Below are 21803 nucleotides of genomic sequence, written 5' to 3'. Positions count from 1 at the left end.
ACCGACGCGCAGGACAGTTCTCCGACTGGGCCGACGGAGGCGCAGGGGATCGGCAAGCAGGAGGCGGCGGTGCGCGCCACCCTCGAGGCAGCCGATCGACGCGCGCACCGCGACGACGTCACTGCGCTGTCCGCCCGTGGGCGAGCGCGGTACGCGGCTCTGCTCGATCGACTCGCTGAGTAGTTCGGCGTGGGACTCGCGACAGGTGCGATGTCTGCGGCTCGAGGACCTGCTCGCTTCGGCCCTACGATCCGGGGTGCCACCCACCCGCGATCGTGGTCTCCTCGGCTCGGCTGGATGCCCGTCGTCGTCTTCCTCGGGCTCAACGGACTCGAACTCGACGCCCCGGAGGACGACGCGTACGACCTCGTCGTCGGCGTCGCCACCGGCCCGGTCACTGCAGAGGAGACGGCGAGCGTGCTCGGATCGTGGACGCGGGCCGTCGAGTAGCCCGTGTTCCGTCGGGTCAGTTCAGGACGTCGCCGATGATCCAGCTGGAGAGGCCGACCAGCGTGCAGACGCCGACGACCACCCAGGCGACGGTCTTCCGGACCGAGCGGGCGGCGGCCTCCGAGGTGAGCGGGGTCGGCCGCAGCGGCGCGACGTAGGCGGGCGGGGCCTCGGTGGCGCCCGGGATCAGGCGGGGGAGGGTCACCGGGCGGCCGTCGACCCAGTTCGCGGGGAGCTCGGCGGCGCGGGCGGCCTGGAGAGTCAGCTCGGCCTTCAGCGGCGAGCCCTGGATGGCGCAATAGGCGACCGCGGTCAGGCCGAGGCCGGCGAGGTGCCGGAGCGTGGGCGCGAACTGCTCGGACGTCGCCGTGGTCAGCTCGCCGACGCGATCGCCGTCCAGGCGCACCTCGACGAGACCGCCGACGAGGTGCAGCGTCACGAGGAGGAGGCCGCGGCCGCCGGCGGGGACGACCCCGGCCAGGCGCACGAAGTGCTCGTCCTCGCGCTGCACCTGCAGGGCGCGGCCCCAGGGGAGGATCGAGTAGCGGGACTCCGGTGGCGCGTTGAGCGGGACGAGCAGCTCGGGGGCGACCAGGGCCACCTTGACCGAGGCGCGCAGGCCCTCCTCCGTCCGCTCCACGCGCAGGCGGGCGGTCGTGGTGGGGGCGGCGCCGCTGGCGACCACGCGGTCGAGTGCTGTGCGCTCGGGCGCGGTGCGGTAGGCGTCGGGGAGGTAGCCGATCACCCGTCCGCCGGCGCGGACGGAGACGGCGGGGGTGCCGGTCGGGTGGTCGGGCTCGGGGACGAGGACGACGTCGAGGAGCTGGTCCGACACCTCGCCGATGCGCAGGGGACGGGCCGCGACGGCGGCGATCTCCTCGATCCGCTCGGCCTCGTCGGTGGCGTCGACGGTCGGGGCGCCGGCGGCGTTCGGCAGGCGGTACTCGACGTGCTCGGCGGCGGCGGGCGCCGGGCGGGGTGCTGCCCGGTCCGCCGCGGGGAGTGCCGCGTCGTCGGTCGAGCGGCGGGCGTCGGTCCACGCCGTGCCGTCCCACCAGCGCATCGTCCCCGGGTGCGCGTCGTCGCTGTACCAGCCCGCAGGTGCGGCGCGTTCGTCGTCCACCGGGTCCCCGTTCTCTCGGCCCATCGAGTCTACGAGGGGCGCCGGAGTGCCCTGACGCGCCCGGGACCGTGCCGACTACTCGAAAGTCGCGGTACTCGCCCGCGACTACCGCGACTTCTGCGGAGTGGAGTGGAGTCGGGTCCGGCTCAGAGGGCCGGGTCCTCGTCCGCCGGGTCCTCGGTCGCGAAGGCGACGAGCTGCACGGGGGCGCCGGCGCAGTCGCCGAGCGACGGAGCGGAGTCGAGGACGTCGGCGACGAGACCGCTGACGTGGCGGGCGTGTCCCGGATTGATCGGGGCGGGGTCCTCGAGGACCTCCACCAGCCGGTGGAGCACGGCGCAGGTCTCCGGACGCGGCATGGCTTCCACGGTATTGACGGGTCCCTCCTCCCGGTAGAGGCGATTCGCGCCAGACCCCCCGTCTAGTCTTCGGAGATGACTCGATTCGAAGGCTCCGTCGTCCTCGTCCTCGGCGCCTCCGGCGGCCTCGGGCGCCTCATCGCGGAGGACCTGGTGCAGCGCGGCGCGACAGTGGTCCGCTCGGGCCGCGACGCCGGCGCTCTGGGCGAGGCTCCGCTCGTCGCGGACCTGCTCGGCGAGGACGCTCCGCAGCGCCTCGTCGACGAGGTCCTCCGCCGGCACGGACGGCTGGACGGCGTCGTGATCGCCGCCGGCGTCGTCGCCTTCGGCCCGTCGGCCGAGCTCGACGCGGCGGTGCTGGAGGAGCTCGTCGACGTGAACGCCCTCGCGCCGATCCGCGTGCTGACGGCGGCGTTCGCGGCTCTCTCCGCCTCCGAGCGACGGCCGTTCGCGGTCACGATCAGCGGGGTGGTCGCGGAGGCGCCGACCGCCGGGCTCGCGGCGTACTCCGCCTCGAAGGCGGCCCTGCACTCGTTCGTCCGGGCGTCGGCGCGGGAGTACAAGAAGGCCGGGATCCTGCTGCTGGACGCGCGCCCCGGGCACACCGAGACCGCCCTCTCGCAGCACCCGCTGGCGGGGACGGCACCGCGGTTCGGCGCGGGGCACTCGCCGGAGTCGGTCGCCGCGCGGATCGTCCGCGCCGTCGAGGACGCCGAGACGGACCTGCCTCCCGCGGCCTTCGACGCCTAGCGGCGCTGCGGGATCGACGGCGGGCGCGCCCCTCCACAGCCGCGGATCGGCCGGTCCCTCCACGGAAGCCGGGATCCGACTCCCGAGCGGTGACCGCCGTCGTCACGATCGACGCATGGGAATCCGTTATTACGCCTACGCCTTCGATGCCGACCTGACCGAGCGCGCGCTCGCCGACCCGCGGAGCGTGATCGACGACGACGTCCTCGCGGGCGCCTGGGGGATGCCGCACGGCAGCGCGATCGAGGCCGCCGACCTGCGGCCGCCCGTGCCGGAGGAGGACATGCTCTGCCTCGACAGGGCGTGGTCAGGGCTGCAGGCGCTGACCGCGCCGCGCTCGCCGGGGCAGCCGCCGCGGCCCGCCCACCGCATGCTGGAGGGCCGGGTCTCGCTGCGGGGGATGTGCTGGGACCCGTGGGTGCGCGCCGTCCCTCCGGGCGACGTCGCCGAGATCGCCGACGACCTGCTCGCGCTGCGGTCGGAGGTCGAGGAGGGGCTCGCGGAGCATCCCGAGGGCGCGCAGCTCGGGCAGTACCTCGACCGCGCGGTGGACTTCGCCTCCCGGGTCGCGCGCTCGGGCCGCGGCTTCGCCTACCTGATCGGCTAGGCGCGTGCCCCGACGGCGCCGGCGGGGTGCGTGCTCCCTCGCATCACGCGGTCGCGAAGCGCTTCGCCGAGCGCTCGCGGGCCTTCGCCGCCTCGACCTCGCGGTCCTTGGGCGGCGCGGTCGTCACCAGGTCCTCGAGCAGGTGGCCGGTGATGTGGGCGATCTCGGCGACGGCGCGGTCGAACGCCTCCTGGTTGGCCTTGGACGGGGCGCTCGCACCGCTGATCTTGCGGACGTACTGGAGGGCGGCGGCGTGCACCTCCTCATCGGTCGCGGCGGGCTCGAAGTTGTGGAGGGTGTGGATGTTCCGGCACATGCGACGAGGGTACGACCGGGCGCGCGCGGGCGCGAGAGGGCGGACATCCGCCGTTCACCCCGGCGTCGCTCGCGACCCCTAGCGTCGCTCCGTGCCCTCCGTCTCCGATCACCCCCTCCGCTCCGCCGCCCCGCTCGATGGCGCTCTCGTGCCCTCGCCCGAGCTGCTCCGCACGCTCACACTCGAGGACGCCCGCGATCTCGTCGTGCTCGACGAGGACGACGACGATCCGGTGCTGCTGCGCCGCGACGGCACGCAGGTCGACACCTGGCGCGAGGGCTACCCCTACGACGAGCGCATGTCGCGCGAGGAGTACGAGGCGGGCAAGCGGCTGCTGCAGATCGAGCTGCTGAAGCTGCAGAACTGGATCAAGAAGCACGGCCGGCGCCTCGTGGTGGTCTTCGAGGGGCGCGACGCCGCGGGCAAGGGCGGCACGATCAAGCGCTTCACCGAACACCTGAACCCGCGCGGTGCCCGCGTCGTCGCGCTCGAGAAGCCGACCGAGCGCGAGGGCTCGCAGTGGTACTTCCAGCGCTACGTCTCGCATCTGCCCGCCGCGGGCGAGATCGTGCTGTTCGACCGCTCCTGGTACAACCGGGCCGGAGTCGAGCGCGTGATGGGCTTCTGCACCCCGGCGCAGTACGACGAGTTCATCCGGCAGACGCCGCTGTTCGAGAGCATGCTGGTCGGCGAGGGGATCGACCTGGTCAAGCTGTGGTTCTCGGTCTCCGCCGAGGAGCAGCGCACCCGGTTCACCATCCGCATGATCGACCCGGTGCGCCAGTGGAAGCTGTCGCCGATGGACCTCGCCTCGCTCGACAAGTGGGGCGACTACACCGCCGCCAAGGAGGCGATGATGGCCGCGACCGACACGGCCGACGCGCCGTGGACGATCGTCAAGAGCAACGACAAGAAGCGCGCTCGGCTCGAGGCGATGCGCTACGTGCTGAGCCTCTACGACTACGACGGCCGCGACGACGAGGTCGTCTCGCCGCTCGGGCCCGACCCGCTGATCGTCGGCTCGGCGGCCGACGTCCACGAGCGCGGCGAGCACGGGGCGCCCGCGCGGTCGTCGGACTAGCGCGAGACCGGGGGACGGGGTCATGGGCGACAGGGGCATGGGGGACGGTGTCATGGGGGACAGGACGATGCGGAGCCGTGCTGCGGGGAACGGCGTCGCGCGCAGCGGCGGCGCGCACGATCTGCCGGGGGTGCACCTGCGCTGGCTGGCGCTCGACGAGCAGAGCCTCGACGCCGAGCGGCTGCTGCCGCTGCTGGGCCGGGCCGAGCAGGAGCGCTACCGGGCCACGATGTCCGCGGCCGTGGCCGAGCGGTTCGTCTTCGGTCGTGTGCTGCTGCGGATGCTCGTGGGCGAGCTGCTCGAGCGACCGGCCACCGCGGTCCGCGTCGTCGCCTGCTGCCCCCGCTGCGGCGCCGCGCACGGACGCCCGTGGATCGAGGGCGCCGAGCACCTCTCGGTGAGCATCGCGCACTGCCGGGGAGCGGTCGTGGTCGCGGCGAGCAGCGCGGGGGTCGTCGGGGTCGACGTCGAGCCGGCCGCCGGTCCCGCCGAGCGCGGGATCGCGATCACCCGGATCGCGGGTGCGCCCTTCGCCACGGGCGGGATCCGCGCGGCCGACCCGATCCTGCACTGGACCCGCATCGAGGCCGCCCTGAAGGCCGACGGCCGCGGGCTCGACCTCGATCCGCGTCTCGTCCGGATCCACGAGTCCCGCTTCGCCGCGGAGGCGCGGATCGACGCCTCGCGCTTCCGCCTCGCCGAGCCGCATCTCGATCCGTCGCTGCGGGTGAGCGTCGCCCTCGGCGACGTCGGTGGCGGTGCAGGACCGATCATCGGCTGGCGCCGCGAGCACGGCGACGCGCTCGAGGACTCGCTGGTCTCAGCGGGCGGGCGGTAGCGGCGGCAGCCGCACGTCGACGAGCCAGGCGTCGAGCAGCGCCGAGACGCCGGTCGCCGCAGTGGTGCCCGCTACCTCGGCGCAGAGCGCGCGGAAGTCGTCCTCGGTCGCAGTGCCGGAGGCGTGCCGGGCGGTCCAGGTGCGCAGGAGCCCGAAGAAGGACTCGTCGCCGAGGCGCAGTCGCAGCGCGTGCAGCGCCAGCGCTCCGCGCTTGTAGACGCGGTCGTCGAAGAGATCGACCGGCCCCGGATCGCCCAGCACGAGGTCCTGCGGCTGCAGCCGGAGAAGCGCATGGTGGCGGCGCGCCTGCGCGTCGGCGGTGAGCCCGCCCGACTCCTCGGACCAGAGCCACTCTGCATAGCAGGCGAAGCCCTCGTTGAGCCAGATGTGCCGCCAGCGCGCGAGACCGACGCTGTTGCCGAACCACTGGTGCGCCAGCTCGTGGGCGATCAGCCGCTCTGAGCCGCCGCGGCCGTCGACGTGGTTGGCGCCGAACACGGCCATGCCCTGCGCCTCGAGCGGGATCTCCAGCTCGTCCGCGGTGACCACGACGGTGTACTGCGCGAACGGGTACGGGCCGAACACCCGGGCGAAGAACGCGAGCATGGCGCCCAGGGGAGCGAGGTCGCGGGCGGCGCGCGTGGCCAGGGCGGCCGGGCGCGCGAGGGTGACGGAGACTCCGGAGAGCAGCCGGTCCTCGAGGACGTAGCGGCCGATCTGCACCGAGGCGAGATAGCTCGCAGTCGGCTCAAGCTGCTCGTAGAGCCAGGTGCGCCGGCCGGAGCGCTCGCTCGTCTCGAGCAGCACGCCGTTGGCGAGGACGGAGTAGCCCTCCTCCGCGCTCACCCGGATGCGGTAGGCGGCCTTGTCGGTGACGTCGTCGTTGCAGGGGTACCAGGTGGAAGCGCCGGAGGGCTGCGAGGCGACGAGCACGCCGTCGGTCAGCTCCTCCCAGCCGAGCTCGCCCCAGTGGCTGGCGCGCGGGCCGGGATGCCCGCCGTACTCGATCTCGACGAGGGCGCTCGCCCCGGCCTCGATCGGCTCCGCGGGCGTGATCCGGAGCTTGTGCGCGGCCTGGTCGGCACGGGCCTTCCGGCCGTCGACGCGGACGCGGCTCGCGCGGAGGCGGCTGAGGTCGAGGGAGAAGCGGCGCAGCGGCTGGAGCGCGACGATCCGCAGCGTCGCGCGACCGGCGAGGCGGTTGCTCGACACCCGGTAGTCGAGGTCGAGGTCGTACGACTCGACGCGGTACCCGGTGTTGCCGAGGCCCGGGAGGTACGGGTCGCCCGCCGTGTCCAGGCCGGTCTGCCCGGTGCTCACGCGACGGGCGCGTGGTAGTCGCCGACGCGCACCTCGCGCCACGGACCGATCGGGTTCCCGCTCCACCGGCTGCCCGCAGGCACCAGCTCGCCGCGCATGACGAGCGAGGCGGGGCCGACCGTGCCGTGCGCCGCGATCGTGGCCGCAGGGAGGATCACGCTGTGCGGGCCGAGGGTCGCGCCGGCGTCGAGACTCACGAGATCCATGCTCATGATTCGATCATGGAACAGGTGCGTCTGCACGACGCAGCCCCGGTTCACGGTCGCTCCGTCGCCCAGATCGACGAGATCGGCCTCGGGGAGCCAGTAGCTCTCGCACCAGACGCCCGAGCCGATCCGCGCGCCGAGGCTGCGCAGCCACCAGACCAGGGCGGGGGTGCCGGCCGCGGCGTGCGCGAACCAGGGGGCCGCGACCATCTCGGTGAAGGTGTCGGCCAGCTCGCTCCGCCAGACGAATGAGGACCAGAGCGGGTGCTCGCTCGGCTGAACGCGCTGGATCAGCAGCCACTTCGCCGCGGTCGAGACGCCGGCGGCGACCGCTCCCGCGACGAGCAGGACGCCCCCGCCGACGACGGCCGTCGCGACCGCGCCGATCACGGGCACGAGCGCCAGCAGCGCCACGACGACGCCGACCCCGATCGCGACCGAGACGACGACTGGGACGAAGCGCAGCAGCTCCCAGCCGATCCGCGCGGCGCGCAGCTTCGCGGCCGGCCGGAAGGTGCGCTCCGCCTCCGCCTCGACGACCGTCCGCCGCAGCCGCACCGGCGGCGAGCCGAGCCAGGACGAGCCCGCCTTCGACTTCCGCGGGGCGGAGGAGAGCACCGCCACCAGACCGCCGGCCGGCACGGTGTGGCCGGGCGCCGCCATCCCGGAGTTGCCGAGGAAGGCGCGCTCGCCGATCTCGGCGCGGGCGAGCCGCATCCAGCCGCCACCGAGGGCGTACGACGCGACGAGGGTGTCGTCGGCGAGGAAGGCGCCGTCGCGGATCGTCGTCATCGCGGGCAGCAGCAGCACGGTCGACGCCTCGACGTCGCGGCCGACCTTCGCGCCGAGCAGGCGCAGCCAGACGGGGGTGAAGAGCCCGGAGTAGAGCGGGAAGAGCAGGGTGCGGGCGTGATCGAGCAGGCGCTCCGTCGACCAGACCTGCCAGCCGATCCGGCCGCGGACCGGGTGGGTGCCCGCCTCCACGCCCCGGCCGAGCAGGCGCACGAGCAGGACGACGAGCACGGCCAGCACGACACCGGTGAGCGCGACGGCGGGGACGAGGGCGGCGAGGGCGCGGGGGAGCGCCTCCGCGAGGCCGGCGGATCCCGTGGTCGCCAGGGCGACGACTCCGAGGCCCGCCGCGAACGAGACGATCGGGACCGCGGCGAGGCCGACGGCGGAGAGGGCGTAGGCCCAGACCCAGGCGGTGCCGCGGGGCGGGCGCTCGGCGGGGAAGCCGGCGCTCGCCTTGCCGAGGCGCTGCGCGGGCGAGCCGCCCCAGCGCTGGCCCGCGGGCACCCGTCCGAAGACCGCGGAGCCCGGCTCGATCTGCGCGTGCTTGCCGATGCGGGTGCCGGGCAGCAGCGTGCTGCGCGCGCCGACCGTGCTGCCGGCGCCGACGCGGACCGCGCCGACCCGCAGCACGTCGCCGTCGATCCAGTAGCCGGAGAGGTCGACCTCCGGCTCGATCGCGGCGCCGCGGCCGAGGGTCAGCATGCCGGTCAGCGGGGGCAGGGAGTGCAGGTCGACGTCGTCGGCGATGCGGGCGCCGAGGGCTCGGGCGTAGTGCGCGACCCAGGGCGCGCCGGCCAGGCTGACGGCGCCGAGCTGGTGCGCGATCCGCTCGGCGAGCCACAGCCGCAGGTGCACCCCGCCGCCGCGCGGGTGGTCGCCGGCGCGGACGCCGTGCAGCAGCGTGCGGGCGGCGAGGACGGTGAGGCCCATCCGCCCGAACGGGGTGCAGAAGAGGGCGAAGGCGAGGATCAGCCCGGGCAGGGGCACGGTCGGCAGCCAGTCGAAGCCGGGCAGCAGGTCGAGCAGGGCGCAGGCCGTCAGCACGACGGTCGTCCAGCGGGCGCCGCCGAGCACGAGCAGCGGGGCACCGAGGAGGGTCTGCAGCACCTGCATCCGCCGGGGGACCGGGGCGATCCGGTGGGTCGAGACCTCGCCGGCTCCGTTCGCGCGGCTGGTGATCTCGGCCGACATCGCGGCGAGGCGGGGGTGCGCGTAGACGTCCGCGACGGTGAACTCGGGGTCGTGCTCGCGGATCCGGGCGACGAGCTGCGCGGCCGCGAGAGATCCGCCGCCGAGGTCGAAGAAGTTCGCCCTCTCGTCGACCGGGACGCCGAGGACCTCGCGCCAGAGCCCGGCGAGCCAGGCCGTCTCCGCGTCGAGCCCCGGGTCGGCCGCGGTGCTCTCGGGCAGCGGCCAGGGCAGTGCGGCGCGGTCGACCTTGCCCGAGACCCGGGTCGGCAGCTCGTCGACGACGGCCAGCAGCGGCACGAGGGCGGCCGGCAGCTCCTCGCGCAGGCGCGCCAGGGCGGCGTCGCGGTCGAGTTCGCGCCCGTCGGCGAGGGCGAGATAGCCGACGAGGACCTGGATCCCCGCCCCGGTGGTGCGGACGGCGGCCGCGGCGCCCGAGACCCCGGGCAGCCCTTGCAGGGCCGCCTCGACCTCGCCGAGCTCGATCCGCCGGCCGCCGAGCTTGACCTGGTCGTCGGCGCGGCCCTGGAAGACCAGCCCGGCGCTCTCGAAGCGCACCAGGTCGCCGGAGCGGTAGGCGCGCTCCCAGCCCAGCGTCGGCGCGGGCGCGTACTTCTCGGCGTCCTTCGCGGGGTCGAGGTAGCGCGCGAGGCCGACGCCGCCGATGATCAGCTCGCCGACCTCGCCCTCGCCGACGCGACGGCCCTCGGGATCGACGACGGCCAGGCGCCAGCCGTCCAGCGGCAGGCCGATCCGCACCGGTCCCGCACCGCCGAGCGGAGCGGCGCAGGCGACGACGGTGGCCTCGGTCGGGCCGTAGGTGTTCCAGACCTCGCGGCCGTCGACGGCCAGGCGCTGTCCGAGCTCGGGCGGGCAGGCCTCGCCGCCGAAGATCAGCATCCGGACGTTCTCGAGCGACTCCGCGGGCCAGAGCGCGGCGAGCGTCGGGACGGTCGAGACCACGGTGATGCCGTGCGTGGTCAGCCAGGGGCCGAGATCCATCCCGCTGCGCACGAGCGAGCGCGGTGCGGGGACGAGGCAGGCGCCGTGCCGCCAGGCCAGCCACATCTCCTCGCAGGAGGCGTCGAACGCGACCGAGAGGCCGGCCAGCACGCGGTCGCCGGGGCCGAGCGGCTCGGCCCGGAGGAAGATCCGCGCCTCGGCGTCGACGAAGGCGGCGGCCGAGCGGTGGCTCACGGCGACGCCCTTCGGCGTGCCGGTCGAGCCCGAGGTGAAGATGATCCAGGCGTCGTCGTCGAGCGCGGGCGGCTGCAGCAGCGGGATCGAGGCGGTGCTGGGATGCGGCGCGGAGCCGGTGAACAGCCGTGCAGGCTCGGAGTCGCCGCGCTCGAAGCGGCCGGAGCCGGTGATGACGCCGCGGACGGCGGCCTCGCCGAAGACGAGTCGCGCCCGCTCCTCGGGGTCGTCGGCGTCGACGGGGACGTACGCGGCACCCGCGGCGAGGACGCTGAGGATCGCGAGGTAGAGCTCGCGCGAGCCGCTGGCCATCCGCACGCCGACCCGGTCGCCGCGGCGGACGCCGGCGGCGGTCAGCTCGCCGGCCGCGGAGACGACGCGGGCGAGGAGCTCCCGGTAGCTGAGGGCGCCGGCCGGATCCTCGAGCGCGGAGGCGTCGGGGTGGCGCTCGGCGGTGTCGCGGAGCACGTCGATCAGGGTGCGCGGCGCCGGGGCGAGGGCGCCGGCGTCGAGGAGGTCCTGGGGCTGCGCGACCGTGCTCACGAGTGCTCTCCGTCCCGGTCGCGCGTCCGGGAGCGGGTCGACCGGGGCGTCACGGTAGGGGCACCCGGTGTCGTGGAGGTGAACAGCCGGTGCCCCGCGTCGCCGCGAGGCACCGGCTCCGAGGGAGGGCTCGGCGCTAGTGCGCGGCGACGGGCCGCGGCACGTCCGACTCCGCGGGGCGCTTCACGAAGAAGGCGGCGATGATCGCGGCGGTCGCGATGCTCGCTCCCCAGACGAATGCGGCGTGGATGCCGCCGGCGGTGGCGACGACCTCGTCGACGCCGTCGCGGGCGAGCGCGGCCGACTGCACCGAGAGCACGGTGACGAACAGGGCCGTGCCCGCTGCGCCGCCGAGCTGCTGGACGGTGCCGATGATGGCACTGCCGTGCGAGTACAGCGCGGGGCGGACGGAGCCGAGGCCGGCGGTGAACAGGGGGGTGAAGACGAGCGCGAGGCCGAGGCTCAGGACGACGTGCAGGGCGAGGATGAACCACGAGACGGAGTTCTCATCGAGCGTCGTGTAACCCCACAGCGCGCCGGCGACGATGATCGAGCCGGGCACGAGCAGAACCCGCGGGCCGAAGCGGTCGTAGCCGCGGCCGACGAACGGTGCGAGCAGACCCATCAGCAGTCCGCCGGGCAGCAGCAGAAGGCCGGTCTCGAGCGGCGTGAGGCCGAGCACGTTCTGCGTGTAGAGGGGGAGCAGGATCAGCGTGCCGAACAGCGCCGACATGCTCACCGCCATCATCACGATGACCACGGTGAAGTTGCCCGAGGAGAAGGTGCGCAGGTCCAGGAGGGCCCGATCGGTCTTCTGCAGCAGGAGCTGGCGGACGATGAACGCCGCGAGGCCGACACCTGCGACGACGAAGGGCACCCACGGCGCGACGATCGCCTCGCCACCCTCGCCCAGGCTGCTGAGCCCGTAGACGAGGCCGCCGAAGCCGAAGACCGAGAGGACGACGGAGAGCGAGTCGATCGGGATCTTCCGCGGCTCGGTCACGTTCTCGACCTTGCGGAGGCCGAGGAGGAGCGCGCCGACCGCGATCGGCAGCACGATCCAGAACATCCAGCGCCAGCTGAGGAAGTTGAGGATGACGCCCGAGATCGTCGGGCCGACCGCCGGGGCGACCGAGATGACGATGGAGATGTTGCCCATCATCCGGCCGCGGATCGCCGGCGGGACGAGGGTCATCACGGTGGTCATCAGCAGCGGCATCATGATCGCCGTGCCGCCGGCCTGCACGACGCGCGCGGCCAGCAGGACCTCGAAGGTCGGCGCGAGCGCGGCGCTGAGCGTGCCGATGCTGAACAGCGTCATCGCAGCGGCGAAGAGCGTGCGGGTGTGCAGGCGCTGGATCAGGTAGCCGGTGATCGGGATGACGACCGCCATCGTCAGCATGAACGCGGTCGAGAGCCACTGGCCGACGTGCGCCTCGACGCCGAAGTCGCGCATGAGATCGGGCAGCGCCACGCTCATGATCGTCTCGTTGAGGATGACGACGAAGGCCGAGACCAGCAGGAGGCTGATGACGAGGCGGCTGCGCGGGTCGAGCGCCGTGGAGGGCTTGTCGGCCGCGGCGGCGGGCCGGGTCTCGGGAAGGGTGCGCTCGGTCACAGGTGCGTCTCCGGTCGTGAAGGGGATCGTCGTGAGGGGGCGCATCGCCAGGGTGACGTCGATGCGACGGGTCGTACGAGTCCCAGAACACTGCCGGTGACCTCCGACATTCCCGATCGGCCGACATCCGTCGCGCATCCGGCGTGTCGGGAGCGAGGCGAGCGGTGACGGGACGGCGCGCCGCCGCCGCTTCGGGATCGCCGCCGCCCATCATGCTGGTCGAGTAGCCCTGCCGGGGCCTGCCGCGACTGCATGCTGGTCGAGTAGCCCTGCAGGGGCGTATCGAGACCCGCCGTCCCCACCGGGGCGGGTCTGCGGCCTTCTCGTCTGCCGTCGGTGGATCTCGATACGCCCGCTCTGCGGGCTACTCGATCAGCATGACACCCGCGCGATCATCACTCGACGGGAACCGGGTCCCCGATCAGGCACCGACCGGTCGCGAGCGGCGCGAGGACCGCCCCGAGGTACCTCGGGCCGCCGTCCTCGCCCGAGGCCTTGTGCCGGTACTGACCCACGAGGCAGGAGTCGCCGACCCTCACCGCGACGAAGACCGCATCGGCCCTCTTGTCGGCGGACGTGATGTCGGCCGTGATCTCCAGACCGGCCCGGTCCACGCCACCGGCGATCAGCGCCCGGGTCAGATCCGCCCCGCTCGGATCGCCGATCGAGGCGACCGTCTCCCGGTTGATCGCATCGAACGTCTCGAGATCGAGAGGAACGGCCGGACCGGGTCCGTCGACACTCGGGACGGCGCTCGGAGCGGGCGGCGGCGGTGCGGATCCGTCGATCGGCGGCAGTCCGAGAGCGCAGCCGCTGAGGACCGCGGTCACGACCGCGAGGACGGTTGCCGCCCTGACGCCGGACCGGGAGGGCGACTGCGTCCGCTCGCGCATCACCATCTGCACACCGACCGATCGTCCTTCTGCAGGATCGTCGTCGTCCTGGTCCGTAGAGGACCCTAATCACGATCGACAGCCGGAGCCTTCCCGGCGCAAGAACTCGAGGACATCGGCGCGCTCTGTCCGGTCGTCGGCCCGCTCTGCGCTCCGTCGCCCAGGCGATCGAGCGCTGCTGAGCGCGCACCGGCCAGCTCGCTTCCAGGGCTCGTCTCCCACTGCGCATCCGACGAGCCGATCAGACGTCCTGGCAAAGACATCATCTGCGTATTATCCTCGAGACGGAAGTGAAGTATCTTCGCTTCCAAGAAGTGATCGACGAGACGGTGAGCCGTCATGGCTCTCGTCGAGTGCAACGATGCCAGGAGGTTCACGTGGAGGATCGCGATCGGTCGAGCTCCGTCAGGAGTAGTGGGAAGTCCCGACGCCTCCCTCAGGAGGAGGGCGTCTCCTCCGATCGCGATGACCTCGTCGTCGCTACTGGTCGGGTTCGGGCGGACGGCGGGCGCGTACGCCTCGCGGCGATCGGCCGAGGGCATTACGACCACGTTCTGCAGCACGCGGCCGGCATCGAAGTCCTGACCGACCTTCCACTCGGCTTCCAGCGGGAGGGCGTCACCACCGTGCAGGGCTACTGGGACGGCCAGCAGATCTCCGATGCTCGAGTAGTCGCGGCGCTCGATCCCGTGCGTCTTCCGGAGCACCTCGGCGATCGGATCGATCGCTCGATCGTTCCCACCGGGCGCGTCTCCCACTCCGATGCGCTCGCTCCTGATCTCCTCGCCGCCCTCGATCGGCTGCGAGCCGACGTTCTCGTCTCCTACGTCGCACATCAGCTGCCGGACGGTTGGGTCGGCGTCGCGAGCGCGACCGATTCGACAGCAGCCCGAGACGCGCTTCAGCCGTTCCTCGGTGACGCCTTCGCTCTCACACGGTCGCCCTGGGGGGAGGCCGATCTCGATGCCATCGACGAGATCGTCGAGTCGGGGGCTCTCCGCGACGAGCTGCTCGACATCGGTCGCTTCGTCGATCCCTTCGGACGTCTCCGGGTGTGCGCGCTCGTCCGCGCCCTCTCCGCGGATGCGGCGGCAGAGCTCGACATCGAGCACGCGGACGCAGTCGTCGTGTCCAGCTGGATTCACCCGATCGCCCACTGATGACGCCGTCGGAGGTCAGCGAAAGAGGTCGACGAGGTTGACATCGGCAGGTGTCACGCCCGTGCGAGCACCGCCGCGAACGCGTCCGCCGCCGCGTCCGCGTCGGCCGGCGTGGACTCCGCGCCGAAGCTGAAGCGCACCGCCGTCTGCGCGACGGCCGGCTCGAGTCCGAGCGCCAGGAGCGTCGGGGACGGCTCGTCGCGGCCGGCCGCGCAGGCCGAGCCGCTGGACACCACGACGCCGCGCTCCTCCAGGGCGAGCAGGATCGACTCGCCGCTGCGCCCCGGCACCACGAACGACGCGATCGACGGCAGCCGGTGCTCCGCCGACCCCAGCGGCACGGCCCGGGGCACCTCCGCCGCGACCCGCGCCGCGAAGGCGTCGCGCACCGCCGACACGCGGGCTCCCCGCGCCGGATCCACCAGCTGCACCGCGACGCCGAGCGCCACCGCGAACGCCACGTTCTCGGTCCCCGAGCGCCGAGCCCGCTCCTGCCCGCCGCCGTGCACGAGCGGCTCGAACGGCACCCGGCTGCGCAGCAGCAGCGCGCCGACGCCCTTCGGCGCCCCGAGCTTGTGCCCCGAGATCGAGACGGCGTCCGCACCCAGGCCGACGAGATCGATCCAGCCCGCTGCCTGCACCGCGTCCACGTGCAGCGGGATCCGCAGCGGCCGGCACAGCGCCGCGATCGCCGCGACGTCCTGCACCGTCCCGATCTCGTTGCTCGCCGCCATCACCGAGACGAGCGCCGTGTCCGGCCGCATCAGCGCGGCGAGCGCGTCGAGGTCGAGCCGCCCCTCCGCGTCCACCGGCGCGACCGAGACCTCGACGCCGTGCAGCCGCCGCAGATGGTCCGCGGACTCCACCGTCGCCTCGTGCTCGATCGCCGAGATCACGACGTGCCGACGGGACGGATCCACCGTCAGACCGCCCAGCGCGATGCCCTTGACCGCCGTGTTGATCGACTCGGTCCCGCCCGAGGTGAAGAGGACCTCCGAGGCGCGCCCGCCGAGGAAGAGCGCCACATGCCTCCGCGCCTCCTCCAGCGCGCGCGCCGCCGAGTCGCCCAGTGCGTGGCTGCTCGACGGATTGCCGTACTCGCTGGTGAGGAACGGCCACATCGCCTCGAGCACCTCCCGGCGCACGGGCGAGGTCGCGGCGTGATCGAGATAGATCACGCCGCCGGCGCCTCGATCGCGATGTCGAGGCCGAGATCGAGCGAGCGGACGCTGTGCGTCAGCGCTCCGACGGAGATCACGTCGACACCGGCCTCGGCGATGGCGCGCACCGAGTCGAGGTTCACGCCGCCGCTGGCCTCCACCACGGCCCGGCCGCCGATCAGCACGACGCCCTGCGCCAGCTGCTCCGGCGTGAAGTTGTCGAGCATGATCGTGTCCGCGCCGCCGGCCAGGGCCGCGCCGATCTGCTCCAGCCGGTCGACCTCGACCTCGATGTGCGTCGTGTGCGAGACGGCCGCGCGGGCGGCGAGCAGCGCCTCCGTGAGGTCGAGACCGCGCTGCGCGAGGATCGCGAGGTGGTTGTCCTTCGCCAGGATCGCGTCCGAGAGCGAGAACCGGTGGTTGTGCCCGCCGCCGCTGCGCACCGCGTGCCGCTCGAGCGCGCGGAGCCCCGGCGTGGTCTTGCGGGTGTCGACGATGCGCGCCCGGGTGCCCGCGACGGCCGCGACGTAGCGCGCCGTGAGCGTCGCGATCCCGCTCATCCGCTGCACCAGGTTGAGCGCCACCCGCTCGCCGCGCAGCACTCCGCCCGCCGGGCCGTCGATCCGGGCCAGGACGTCGCCGGCCGCGAAGACGGTGCCGTCCGGGACGACGTCCTGCACGCGGATCCGCGAGTCGGCCTGCAGGAACGTTCCGAGCAGCACCGCGCCCCCGCTGAAGACGCCGGGCTCGCGGGCGACGAGCGCCGCGGAGGCCGTCGCGTCGGCGGGCAGCAGGGTGTCGGAGGTGAGGTCGCCCCAGGGCGCGTCCTCCTCCAGGGCCAGGGTGACGATGCGCTCGATGCTCTGACGGGTCAGCACGGGACGGCGACCTTTCTCGTACCGGCGACGCGGTAGGCGCTCGCCGAGGGGTGGGGGTGGTCGGTGCGGCGGTGGGCGCCGCGCGATTCGGCGCGGGCCAGGGCGGCGTCGATCAGGGCGAGTCCGGAGGTGCGGAGGTTCGCGTCCTCGAGGGCCGCCCGGGTCAGCGGCGCGGGGGAGCCGGCGGCGGCCAGCGCGGCGCGGGCCGACTCGAGGCCCGCGGCGTCGCGCGAGAGCCCGGCGCCCGTCCAGAGCGTCTCCTGCAGGAGAGCCCGATCGAGGGCGAGCGGCACGAGGGCGGTGGCCGGCGCGTCGTCCGAGGCGGACGAGGACCGAGACCCGTCGTCCAGCGCCGCAGCGACCCGCCGCGCGAAGACGACGCCCTCGAGCAGGCTGTTCGACGCCAGGCGGTTCGCGCCGTGCACGCCGGTGCAGGCGACCTCGCCCACGGCGAAGAGCCCGGGGAGGCTGGTCCGCCCGTCGAGGTCGGTGGCGATCCCGCCCATCCAGTAGTGCGCGGCCGGCGTCACCGGAATGAGGTCGTCAGCGAGCGAGAGCCCGCCCGCGCGGCAGGCGGCGGAGATCGTCGGGAAGCGGTGCGCGAGCACGTCGGCGGGGATCGCCCGCGCGTCGAGGTGCACCGGCAGTCCGCCCTGGAGCCGCATCCGGTCGGCGATGGCGCGCGCCACCACATCGCGGGGCGCCAGCTCGGCGTCCGGGTGCACGCCGACGAGGAAGCGCTCGCCCGCGGCGTCGCGCAGCACCGCGCCCTCGCCGCGGACCGCCTCCGACACCAGGAACCCGCCCGGCAGGGCGAGCGAGGTGGGGTGGAACTGGTAGAACTCCAGGTCCGCCGTCTGCGCACCGGCCCGCAGCGCCGCCGCGAGCCCGTCGCCGGTGGCGACCGCGGGGTTCGTCGTGTGCCGGTAGAGCTGCCCGGCGCCGCCGGTGGCGAGGACGACCGCGTCGGCGTCGATCCGCTCGACCCGTCCCTCCCGCAGCACGTCGACGCCGGTGACGGTGGAGCCCGTCCGCACGAGGTCGACCAGCACGGTCTCCTCGAGCACGGTGACGGAGGCGGCGCGCACCGCGGCGACGAGCGCCTCCTCGATGGCGGAGCCGGTCGCGTCGCCGCCCGCGTGCAGGATCCGCGGCCGCGAGTGCGCGCCCTCGAGTCCGCGCGCCAGGCGGTCGCCGTCGCGGTCGAAGCCGACGCCCCACGCCATCAGCGCGGCGACCGCCGCCGGACCCTCGGCGCAGAGCACCTCGACGGCCGAGCGCGAGCAGAGCCCGGCGCCGGCGGTCAGCGTGTCCTCGACGTGCAGCGCGACCGAGTCGTCGTCCGTCGTGACGGCCGCGATCCCGCCCTGCGCGGCGCGCGTGCTCGACTCCGCGAGCGCGCCCTTGGTGACGAGGACGACCTCGTGCCGGCGCGAGGTCAGCAGTGCGACGACCAGGCCGGCGATCCCGCTGCCGACCACGACCGTGCGGGTCACGTCAGACCCCCGCGGCGGGAGTCGGGGCGACCGGCCCGGCCGGCGGCACCGCGGCGAGCATCCGCTCGAGCGCCACACGCGCCTGGTCCTGCACCGCGTCGTCGACCGAGATCCGGTTGTGCACCGTCCCCGCGACCAGCCCCTCGAGCACCCAGGCGAGGTAGCCCGGGTGGATGCGGTACATCGTCGAGCACGGGCAGACCACGTCGTCGAGGCAGAAGATCGTGTGCTGCGGGTACTGCACCGCGAGGCGCTGCACCAGGTTGATCTCGGTGCCGATGGCGAAGGTGCTGCCCGCGGGCGCCGCCTGGATCGCCTTCACGATGTAGTCGGTCGAGCCGTACTCGTCCGCCGCGTCGACGACCGCCATCGGGCACTCCGGGTGCACGATCACGCGGACGTCCGGGTGCTCGAGGCGCGCGCGCTCGATCTGCGCGACGGTGAAGCGCTTGTGCACCGAGCAGAAGCCGTGCCAGAGGATGACCTGCGCGTCGAGCAGGGTCGCCTCGTCCGAGCCGCCGCCCGGCTTCCGCGGATTCCACATCGGCATGCGCTCCAGCGGCACGCCCATCGCCTTCGCCGTGTTGCGGCCGAGGTGCTGGTCCGGGAAGAAGAGGACCCGCTGACCGCGCGCGAACGCGTCCTCCAGCACCGTCGTCGCGTTCGACGAGGTGCAGACCACCCCGCCGTTCCGCCCGCAGAACGCCTTGAGCGCGGCGGAGGAGTTCATGTACGTCACCGGGATCAGCGGCACTCGGCCGTCGGCGTCCGGCTCGGTGCCGTAGAGCTCGGTCAGCTCGGCCCAGGCGTCCTCGACCGAGTCGATGTCCGCCATGTCGGCCATCGAGCAGCCGGCGGCGAGGTTCGGCAGGATCACGGCCTGATCCGGGCGGGAGAGGATGTCGGCCGTCTCCGCCATGAAGTGCACGCCGCAGAACACGATGGCCTCGGCGTCCGGCCGGTTCGCGACCGCCTTCGCGAGCTGGAAGGAGTCGCCGACGAAGTCCGCGTACTGCACCACCTCGTCGCGCTGGTAGAAGTGGCCGAGCACGACGACGCGCTCGCCCAGCGTCTCCTTGGCCGCGAGGATGCGGCGGTGCAGCTCGTCGGCGCTCGCCGAGGTGTACTCGTCCGGCAGCCGGCCCTGCACCGGCGACGCGGCCGGGATCGGGTCGGCCTGGGAGGCGCCGGGGCCGTAGGCGGGGAAGCCGAGGTCGAACGACCAGGGCGCGTCGGCGAGCTCGGGCGCGCAGGTCTCGCCCGGCGCTCCGCGCTCGATGAGCTGGCTGGTGCTGTCGACCGATGTCACGGTGTCTCCTCGGATGGTGCGGTGCGGACGGGGGCGGCGGCCGGGGCTAGACCGGCAGCGGCCCGTTGTCGACGAGTGCCACGGACCCGTCGTAGCGGTACAGGCGCGGCGGGCGGTGACGGGTGCCCGTCAGCCGCTGCTCGGTCGGCACCACGGTCTTGGAGGCCTCGATCGTCCGGCGGAAGTTCGCCGGGTCGAGGGGCTTCTGCAGGACGGCCTCGTGCACCTCGCGCAGCTGGGCGAGCGTGAACGTCTCGCCGAGGAAGGCCTGCGCGATGCGGGAGTACTCCATCTTGTTGCGCAGCCGCCAGAGGGCGTAGTCGACGATCAGCCCGTGATCGAAGGCGAGCTCCGGCAGCAGATCGGTGCACAGCCAGGCGACGTTCTCGTCCACGATCGCCTCGTCGGCCTCGGAGGTGCGCACCAGCGCCCAGTAGACGATCGACACGACGCGGCGCTCGCCGCGGGAGCGCTCGGTGCCGCCGACGGCGTAGAGCTGCTCGAGGTAGCGGGGAGCGAGGCCCGTCGTCTCGCGCAGGGTCCGCCGGGCCGCCTCGGCGAGGTCCTCGTCGGGCCGGAGCGGGCCGCCCGGGAGGGCCCAGAGCCCGCGGTACGGGTCGCGGAGGCGGCGGACCGCGGGGATCCACACGGTCGCGGCCCCGGTCTCCGGGTGCGGGCGCAGCGCGAAGATCACGGTCGACACCGCGAGCTGCGGCACTGCTGCCTCCACGGCCCCCCCCTAAAAGTCGTCCTGACCCTAACTGCACGCCCCACCTTAGTGTCACCCCGACCCGAACACCAACCCGACTCGCGCCTGTGTCCCCACGCCCGTTCCCCCGCCGCGAGATGCCACTTGTGCACGCGACACGCCGACGAATCCGAGCACAAGTGGCATCTCGCGGCGGGGGGACAGCGCGCGCACCCGACCGCTAGGGTGAGCGGACAACCGAATACCGGGCCGCATACGCGACGCGGGAGAGCCGACTCCGGTCGGCACCGAAGGAGCAAGCCTCCCCGCCAATCTCTCAGGTCTTGTACCGCGTCGAACTGGCCACTCTGGAAAGCGATCCGCTCGAGGATCCGCCGATGGTGAAAGCGAGCGCTCCGCGAGGGGCGCCGTGAATCTCTCAGGCACCACGACAGAGGGGGAGTTCCCACGGCACTGCTGTGCCACGCATCACCGACCTGTGCGGGCGCGTGCGCAGCACTGCGACGAATTGGAGAACTCCCATGTCCGAAGAAAACTCTGTCGACGAGACCCCTGTCGACGACACCGTCGACGCCCGCACGGCCGACGGCGGCGCGCCCGAGTCCGGCGGCATCGAGATCGACTCGCCCGACGCCACGGCGCCGAGCACCGAGCCCCGCCGCTCGCCCCTGCACGACGTGCACGTGGCCGCCGGCGCCTCCTTCACCGACTTCGCCGGCTGGTGGATGCCCGTCCGCTACACCGGCGACCTCGCCGAGCACCACGCCGTCCGCACCGCGGCCGGCCTCTTCGACCTCTCCCACATGGGCGAGATCCTCGTCGTCGGCCCCGAGGCGGTGGACGCCCTCGACTACGCGCTCGCGAGCGACCTCTCCGCCGTCGCCGTCGGCCGGGCGAAGTACACGCTGCTGCTCGACCGCACCGGCGGCGTGATCGACGACCTCGTCGTCTACCGCACCGGCGAGGACCGCTTCATGGTCGTCGCGAACGCGGCCAACCGCCACGTCGTCGCCGAGCAGCTGCGCGACCGCACCGCGATGTTCGAGTGCGAGCTCTTCGACGAGAGCGACGACGTCGCGCTGATCGCGATCCAGGGCCCGCGCTCGCTCGAGATCCTGCAGAACGTGCAGGGGCTCGCGATCGAGGTCGACCGGGGCGAGGAGTCGGTGCTCGACACCGACGACGCGGCCCGCCTGCTCGAGGAGCTGCGCTACTACCGCGCCGTCCCCGCCACCTTCGAGGCGCACCCGATCCTGATCGCCCGCACCGGCTACACCGGCGAGGACGGCTTCGAGATCTACGTCGCCCCGGACACCGCGCCCGCGCTCTGGGAGGCGCTCGCCGAGACCGGCGCCGGCGCGGGCCTCGTCCCCGCCGGGCTCGCCGCGCGCGACACCCTCCGCCTCGAGGCCGGCATGCCGCTCTACGGCCACGAGCTCTCCCGCGACGTCTTCCCGGCGCAGGCCGGCCTCGGCCGCGTCGTCGCCCTCGGCAAGCCGATCGACTTCGTCGGCCGCGCGGCCAGCGAGGAGGGCCCCTCCGGCGACGCCCCCGTGCTCGTCGGCCTGATCGGCGAGGGCCGCCGCGCCGCCCGCGCCGAGTACAGCGTCCACGGCCCCGACGACGACGTCATCGGCGTCGTCACCAGCGGCGTCCTCTCGCCGACCCTCGGCGTCCCGATCGCGATGGCCTACGTCGCGCCCGCCTCCGCCCAGCCCGGCAGCGTCGTGTCCGTCGACATCCGCGGCAGCCGGCTCCCGATGACCGTCACCGAGCTCCCCTTCTACTCCAGAAAGAAGAACTGACC

General features: G+C 73.7%; 19 protein-coding genes and 1 riboswitch. Of the genes, 7 read left to right on the top strand and 12 right to left on the bottom strand.

What is annotated here, in order from left to right; translation table 11 throughout:
• Positions 1-297 precede the first annotated feature (297 nt).
• On the top strand, positions 298-450 hold the full coding sequence (locus tag HQQ82_RS04385) for a hypothetical protein (protein ID WP_216848183.1): 153 nt from the start codon (positions 298-300) through the stop codon (positions 448-450).
• Positions 451-466: 16 nt separating this feature from the next.
• Here the strand turns inward: HQQ82_RS04385 and HQQ82_RS04380 are convergent, their stop codons facing one another.
• Positions 467-1573, bottom strand: a complete 1107-nt coding sequence (locus tag HQQ82_RS04380; protein WP_173231821.1) for a DUF2510 domain-containing protein — start codon at positions 1571-1573, stop codon at positions 467-469.
• A 146-nt stretch (positions 1574-1719) separates the two neighbouring features.
• Positions 1720-1932, bottom strand: a complete 213-nt coding sequence (locus tag HQQ82_RS04375; RefSeq protein ID WP_173231820.1) for a hypothetical protein — start codon at positions 1930-1932, stop codon at positions 1720-1722.
• Positions 1933-2007: 75 nt separating this feature from the next.
• Here HQQ82_RS04375 and HQQ82_RS04370 point away from each other — a divergent pair, with 75 nt between their 5' ends.
• Both HQQ82_RS04370 and HQQ82_RS04365 read left to right on the top strand, forming a co-directional pair.
• On the top strand, positions 2008-2682 hold the full coding sequence (locus HQQ82_RS04370; RefSeq protein ID WP_173231819.1) for an SDR family oxidoreductase: 675 nt from the start codon (positions 2008-2010) through the stop codon (positions 2680-2682).
• Positions 2683-2797: 115 nt separating this feature from the next.
• Entirely contained in the window at positions 2798-3289 is a 492-nt protein-coding gene (locus HQQ82_RS04365; protein WP_173231818.1) for a DUF1877 domain-containing protein, read from the top strand.
• Positions 3290-3332: 43 nt separating this feature from the next.
• Here HQQ82_RS04365 and HQQ82_RS04360 read toward each other — a convergent pair whose 3' ends face one another.
• Positions 3333-3605 carry a DUF2277 domain-containing protein gene (locus HQQ82_RS04360; RefSeq protein ID WP_173231817.1) on the bottom strand — a complete coding sequence of 91 codons (273 nt, stop codon included), beginning with the start codon at positions 3603-3605 and terminating at the stop codon, positions 3333-3335.
• 205 nt (positions 3606-3810) lie between these two features.
• Here HQQ82_RS04360 and ppk2 point away from each other — a divergent pair, with 205 nt between their 5' ends.
• Both ppk2 and HQQ82_RS04350 read left to right on the top strand, forming a co-directional pair.
• The gene (ppk2, locus tag HQQ82_RS04355) at positions 3811-4686 is read left to right on the top strand and encodes a polyphosphate kinase 2 (protein ID WP_367947853.1); all 876 of its coding nucleotides are present in this window, start codon (positions 3811-3813) and stop codon (positions 4684-4686) included.
• Between the two features lie 52 nt (positions 4687-4738).
• Positions 4739-5524 (top strand): 4'-phosphopantetheinyl transferase superfamily protein, encoded by a 786-nt coding sequence (locus tag HQQ82_RS04350; protein WP_173231816.1) that lies wholly within the window; start codon positions 4739-4741, stop codon positions 5522-5524.
• Here HQQ82_RS04350 and HQQ82_RS04345 read toward each other — a convergent pair.
• The 4 genes from HQQ82_RS04345 to HQQ82_RS04330 all read right to left on the bottom strand — a co-directional run bounded on the left by HQQ82_RS04345 (position 5507) and on the right by HQQ82_RS04330 (position 13221).
• Entirely contained in the window at positions 5507-6844 is a 1338-nt protein-coding gene (locus HQQ82_RS04345; RefSeq protein WP_367947808.1) for a M1 family metallopeptidase, read from the bottom strand. The two genes, HQQ82_RS04350 and HQQ82_RS04345, sit on opposite strands and share 18 nt — an antisense overlap.
• On the bottom strand, positions 6841-10773 hold the full coding sequence (locus HQQ82_RS04340) for a Pls/PosA family non-ribosomal peptide synthetase (RefSeq protein WP_173231815.1): 3933 nt from the start codon (positions 10771-10773) through the stop codon (positions 6841-6843). The genes HQQ82_RS04345 and HQQ82_RS04340 overlap by 4 nt, the downstream gene beginning before the upstream one ends.
• Before the next feature lie 136 nt (positions 10774-10909).
• Entirely contained in the window at positions 10910-12391 is a 1482-nt protein-coding gene (locus HQQ82_RS04335) for a DHA2 family efflux MFS transporter permease subunit (protein ID WP_367947807.1), read from the bottom strand.
• A 395-nt stretch (positions 12392-12786) separates the two neighbouring features.
• Positions 12787-13221, bottom strand: coding sequence for a hypothetical protein (locus HQQ82_RS04330; protein ID WP_173231813.1), 435 nt, complete (start codon positions 13219-13221; stop codon positions 12787-12789).
• Between the two features lie 440 nt (positions 13222-13661).
• Between HQQ82_RS04330 and HQQ82_RS04325 the strand changes: the two genes are divergently transcribed.
• Positions 13662-14444: a hypothetical protein gene (locus HQQ82_RS04325; RefSeq protein ID WP_173231812.1), complete on the top strand. Its 783-nt coding sequence runs from the start codon at positions 13662-13664 to the stop codon at positions 14442-14444.
• A 53-nt stretch (positions 14445-14497) separates the two neighbouring features.
• Here HQQ82_RS04325 and HQQ82_RS04320 read toward each other — a convergent pair whose 3' ends face one another.
• The 5 genes from HQQ82_RS04320 to HQQ82_RS04300 are packed head-to-tail and all read right to left on the bottom strand — an operon-like array spanning position 14498 to position 20017.
• On the bottom strand, positions 14498-15622 hold the full coding sequence (locus HQQ82_RS04320) for a cysteine desulfurase family protein (RefSeq protein ID WP_173231811.1): 1125 nt from the start codon (positions 15620-15622) through the stop codon (positions 14498-14500).
• Entirely contained in the window at positions 15619-16482 is an 864-nt protein-coding gene (gene nadC, locus HQQ82_RS04315; protein ID WP_173231810.1) for a carboxylating nicotinate-nucleotide diphosphorylase, read from the bottom strand. Before nadC ends, HQQ82_RS04320 begins: the two co-directional genes overlap by 4 nt.
• Positions 16476-17978, bottom strand: a complete 1503-nt coding sequence (nadB, locus tag HQQ82_RS04310) for an L-aspartate oxidase (RefSeq protein ID WP_173231809.1) — start codon at positions 17976-17978, stop codon at positions 16476-16478. The genes nadC and nadB overlap by 7 nt, the downstream gene beginning before the upstream one ends.
• Before the next feature lies 1 nt (position 17979).
• Positions 17980-19287, bottom strand: a complete 1308-nt coding sequence (gene nadA, locus HQQ82_RS04305) for a quinolinate synthase NadA (protein ID WP_173231808.1) — start codon at positions 19285-19287, stop codon at positions 17980-17982.
• Between the two features lie 46 nt (positions 19288-19333).
• A complete protein-coding gene (locus HQQ82_RS04300) occupies positions 19334-20017 on the bottom strand; it encodes an NUDIX domain-containing protein (RefSeq protein WP_173231807.1) in 684 nt (227 codons plus the stop codon).
• A gap of 232 nt (positions 20018-20249) precedes the next feature.
• Positions 20250-20337, top strand: a riboswitch (glycine riboswitch).
• Positions 20338-20517: 180 nt separating this feature from the next.
• On the opposite strand from HQQ82_RS04300, the gene gcvT reads away from it, so the two are divergent.
• On the top strand, positions 20518-21801 hold the full coding sequence (gcvT, locus tag HQQ82_RS04295; RefSeq protein WP_173231806.1) for a glycine cleavage system aminomethyltransferase GcvT: 1284 nt from the start codon (positions 20518-20520) through the stop codon (positions 21799-21801).
• The last annotated feature ends 2 nt before the right edge of the window (positions 21802-21803 follow it).

The organism is Rathayibacter sp. VKM Ac-2856, from assembly GCF_013205055.1.
Classification (GTDB): Bacteria; Actinomycetota; Actinomycetes; order Actinomycetales; family Microbacteriaceae; genus Rathayibacter.
The sequence above is the reverse complement of the archived record's forward strand: the minus strand, read 5'-3'. Positions and strand labels throughout refer to the sequence as shown.

Bases quoted from the DNA above. Each gene is read 5' to 3' on its own strand.
- HQQ82_RS04360 (WP_173231817.1), bottom strand. From the start codon at position 3,605: ATGTGCCGGAACATCCACACCCTCCACAACTTCGAGCCCGCCGCGACC.
- HQQ82_RS04365 (WP_173231818.1), top strand. From the start codon at position 2,798: ATGGGAATCCGTTATTACGCCTACGCCTTCGATGCCGACCTGACCGAG.
- HQQ82_RS04385 (WP_216848183.1), top strand. From the start codon at position 298: ATGCCCGTCGTCGTCTTCCTCGGGCTCAACGGACTCGAACTCGACGCC.
- HQQ82_RS04375 (WP_173231820.1), bottom strand. From the start codon at position 1,932: ATGCCGCGTCCGGAGACCTGCGCCGTGCTCCACCGGCTGGTGGAGGTC.
- HQQ82_RS04350 (WP_173231816.1), top strand. From the start codon at position 4,739: ATGGGGGACAGGACGATGCGGAGCCGTGCTGCGGGGAACGGCGTCGCG.
- gcvT (WP_173231806.1), top strand. From the start codon at position 20,518: ATGTCCGAAGAAAACTCTGTCGACGAGACCCCTGTCGACGACACCGTC.
- HQQ82_RS04370 (WP_173231819.1), top strand. From the start codon at position 2,008: ATGACTCGATTCGAAGGCTCCGTCGTCCTCGTCCTCGGCGCCTCCGGC.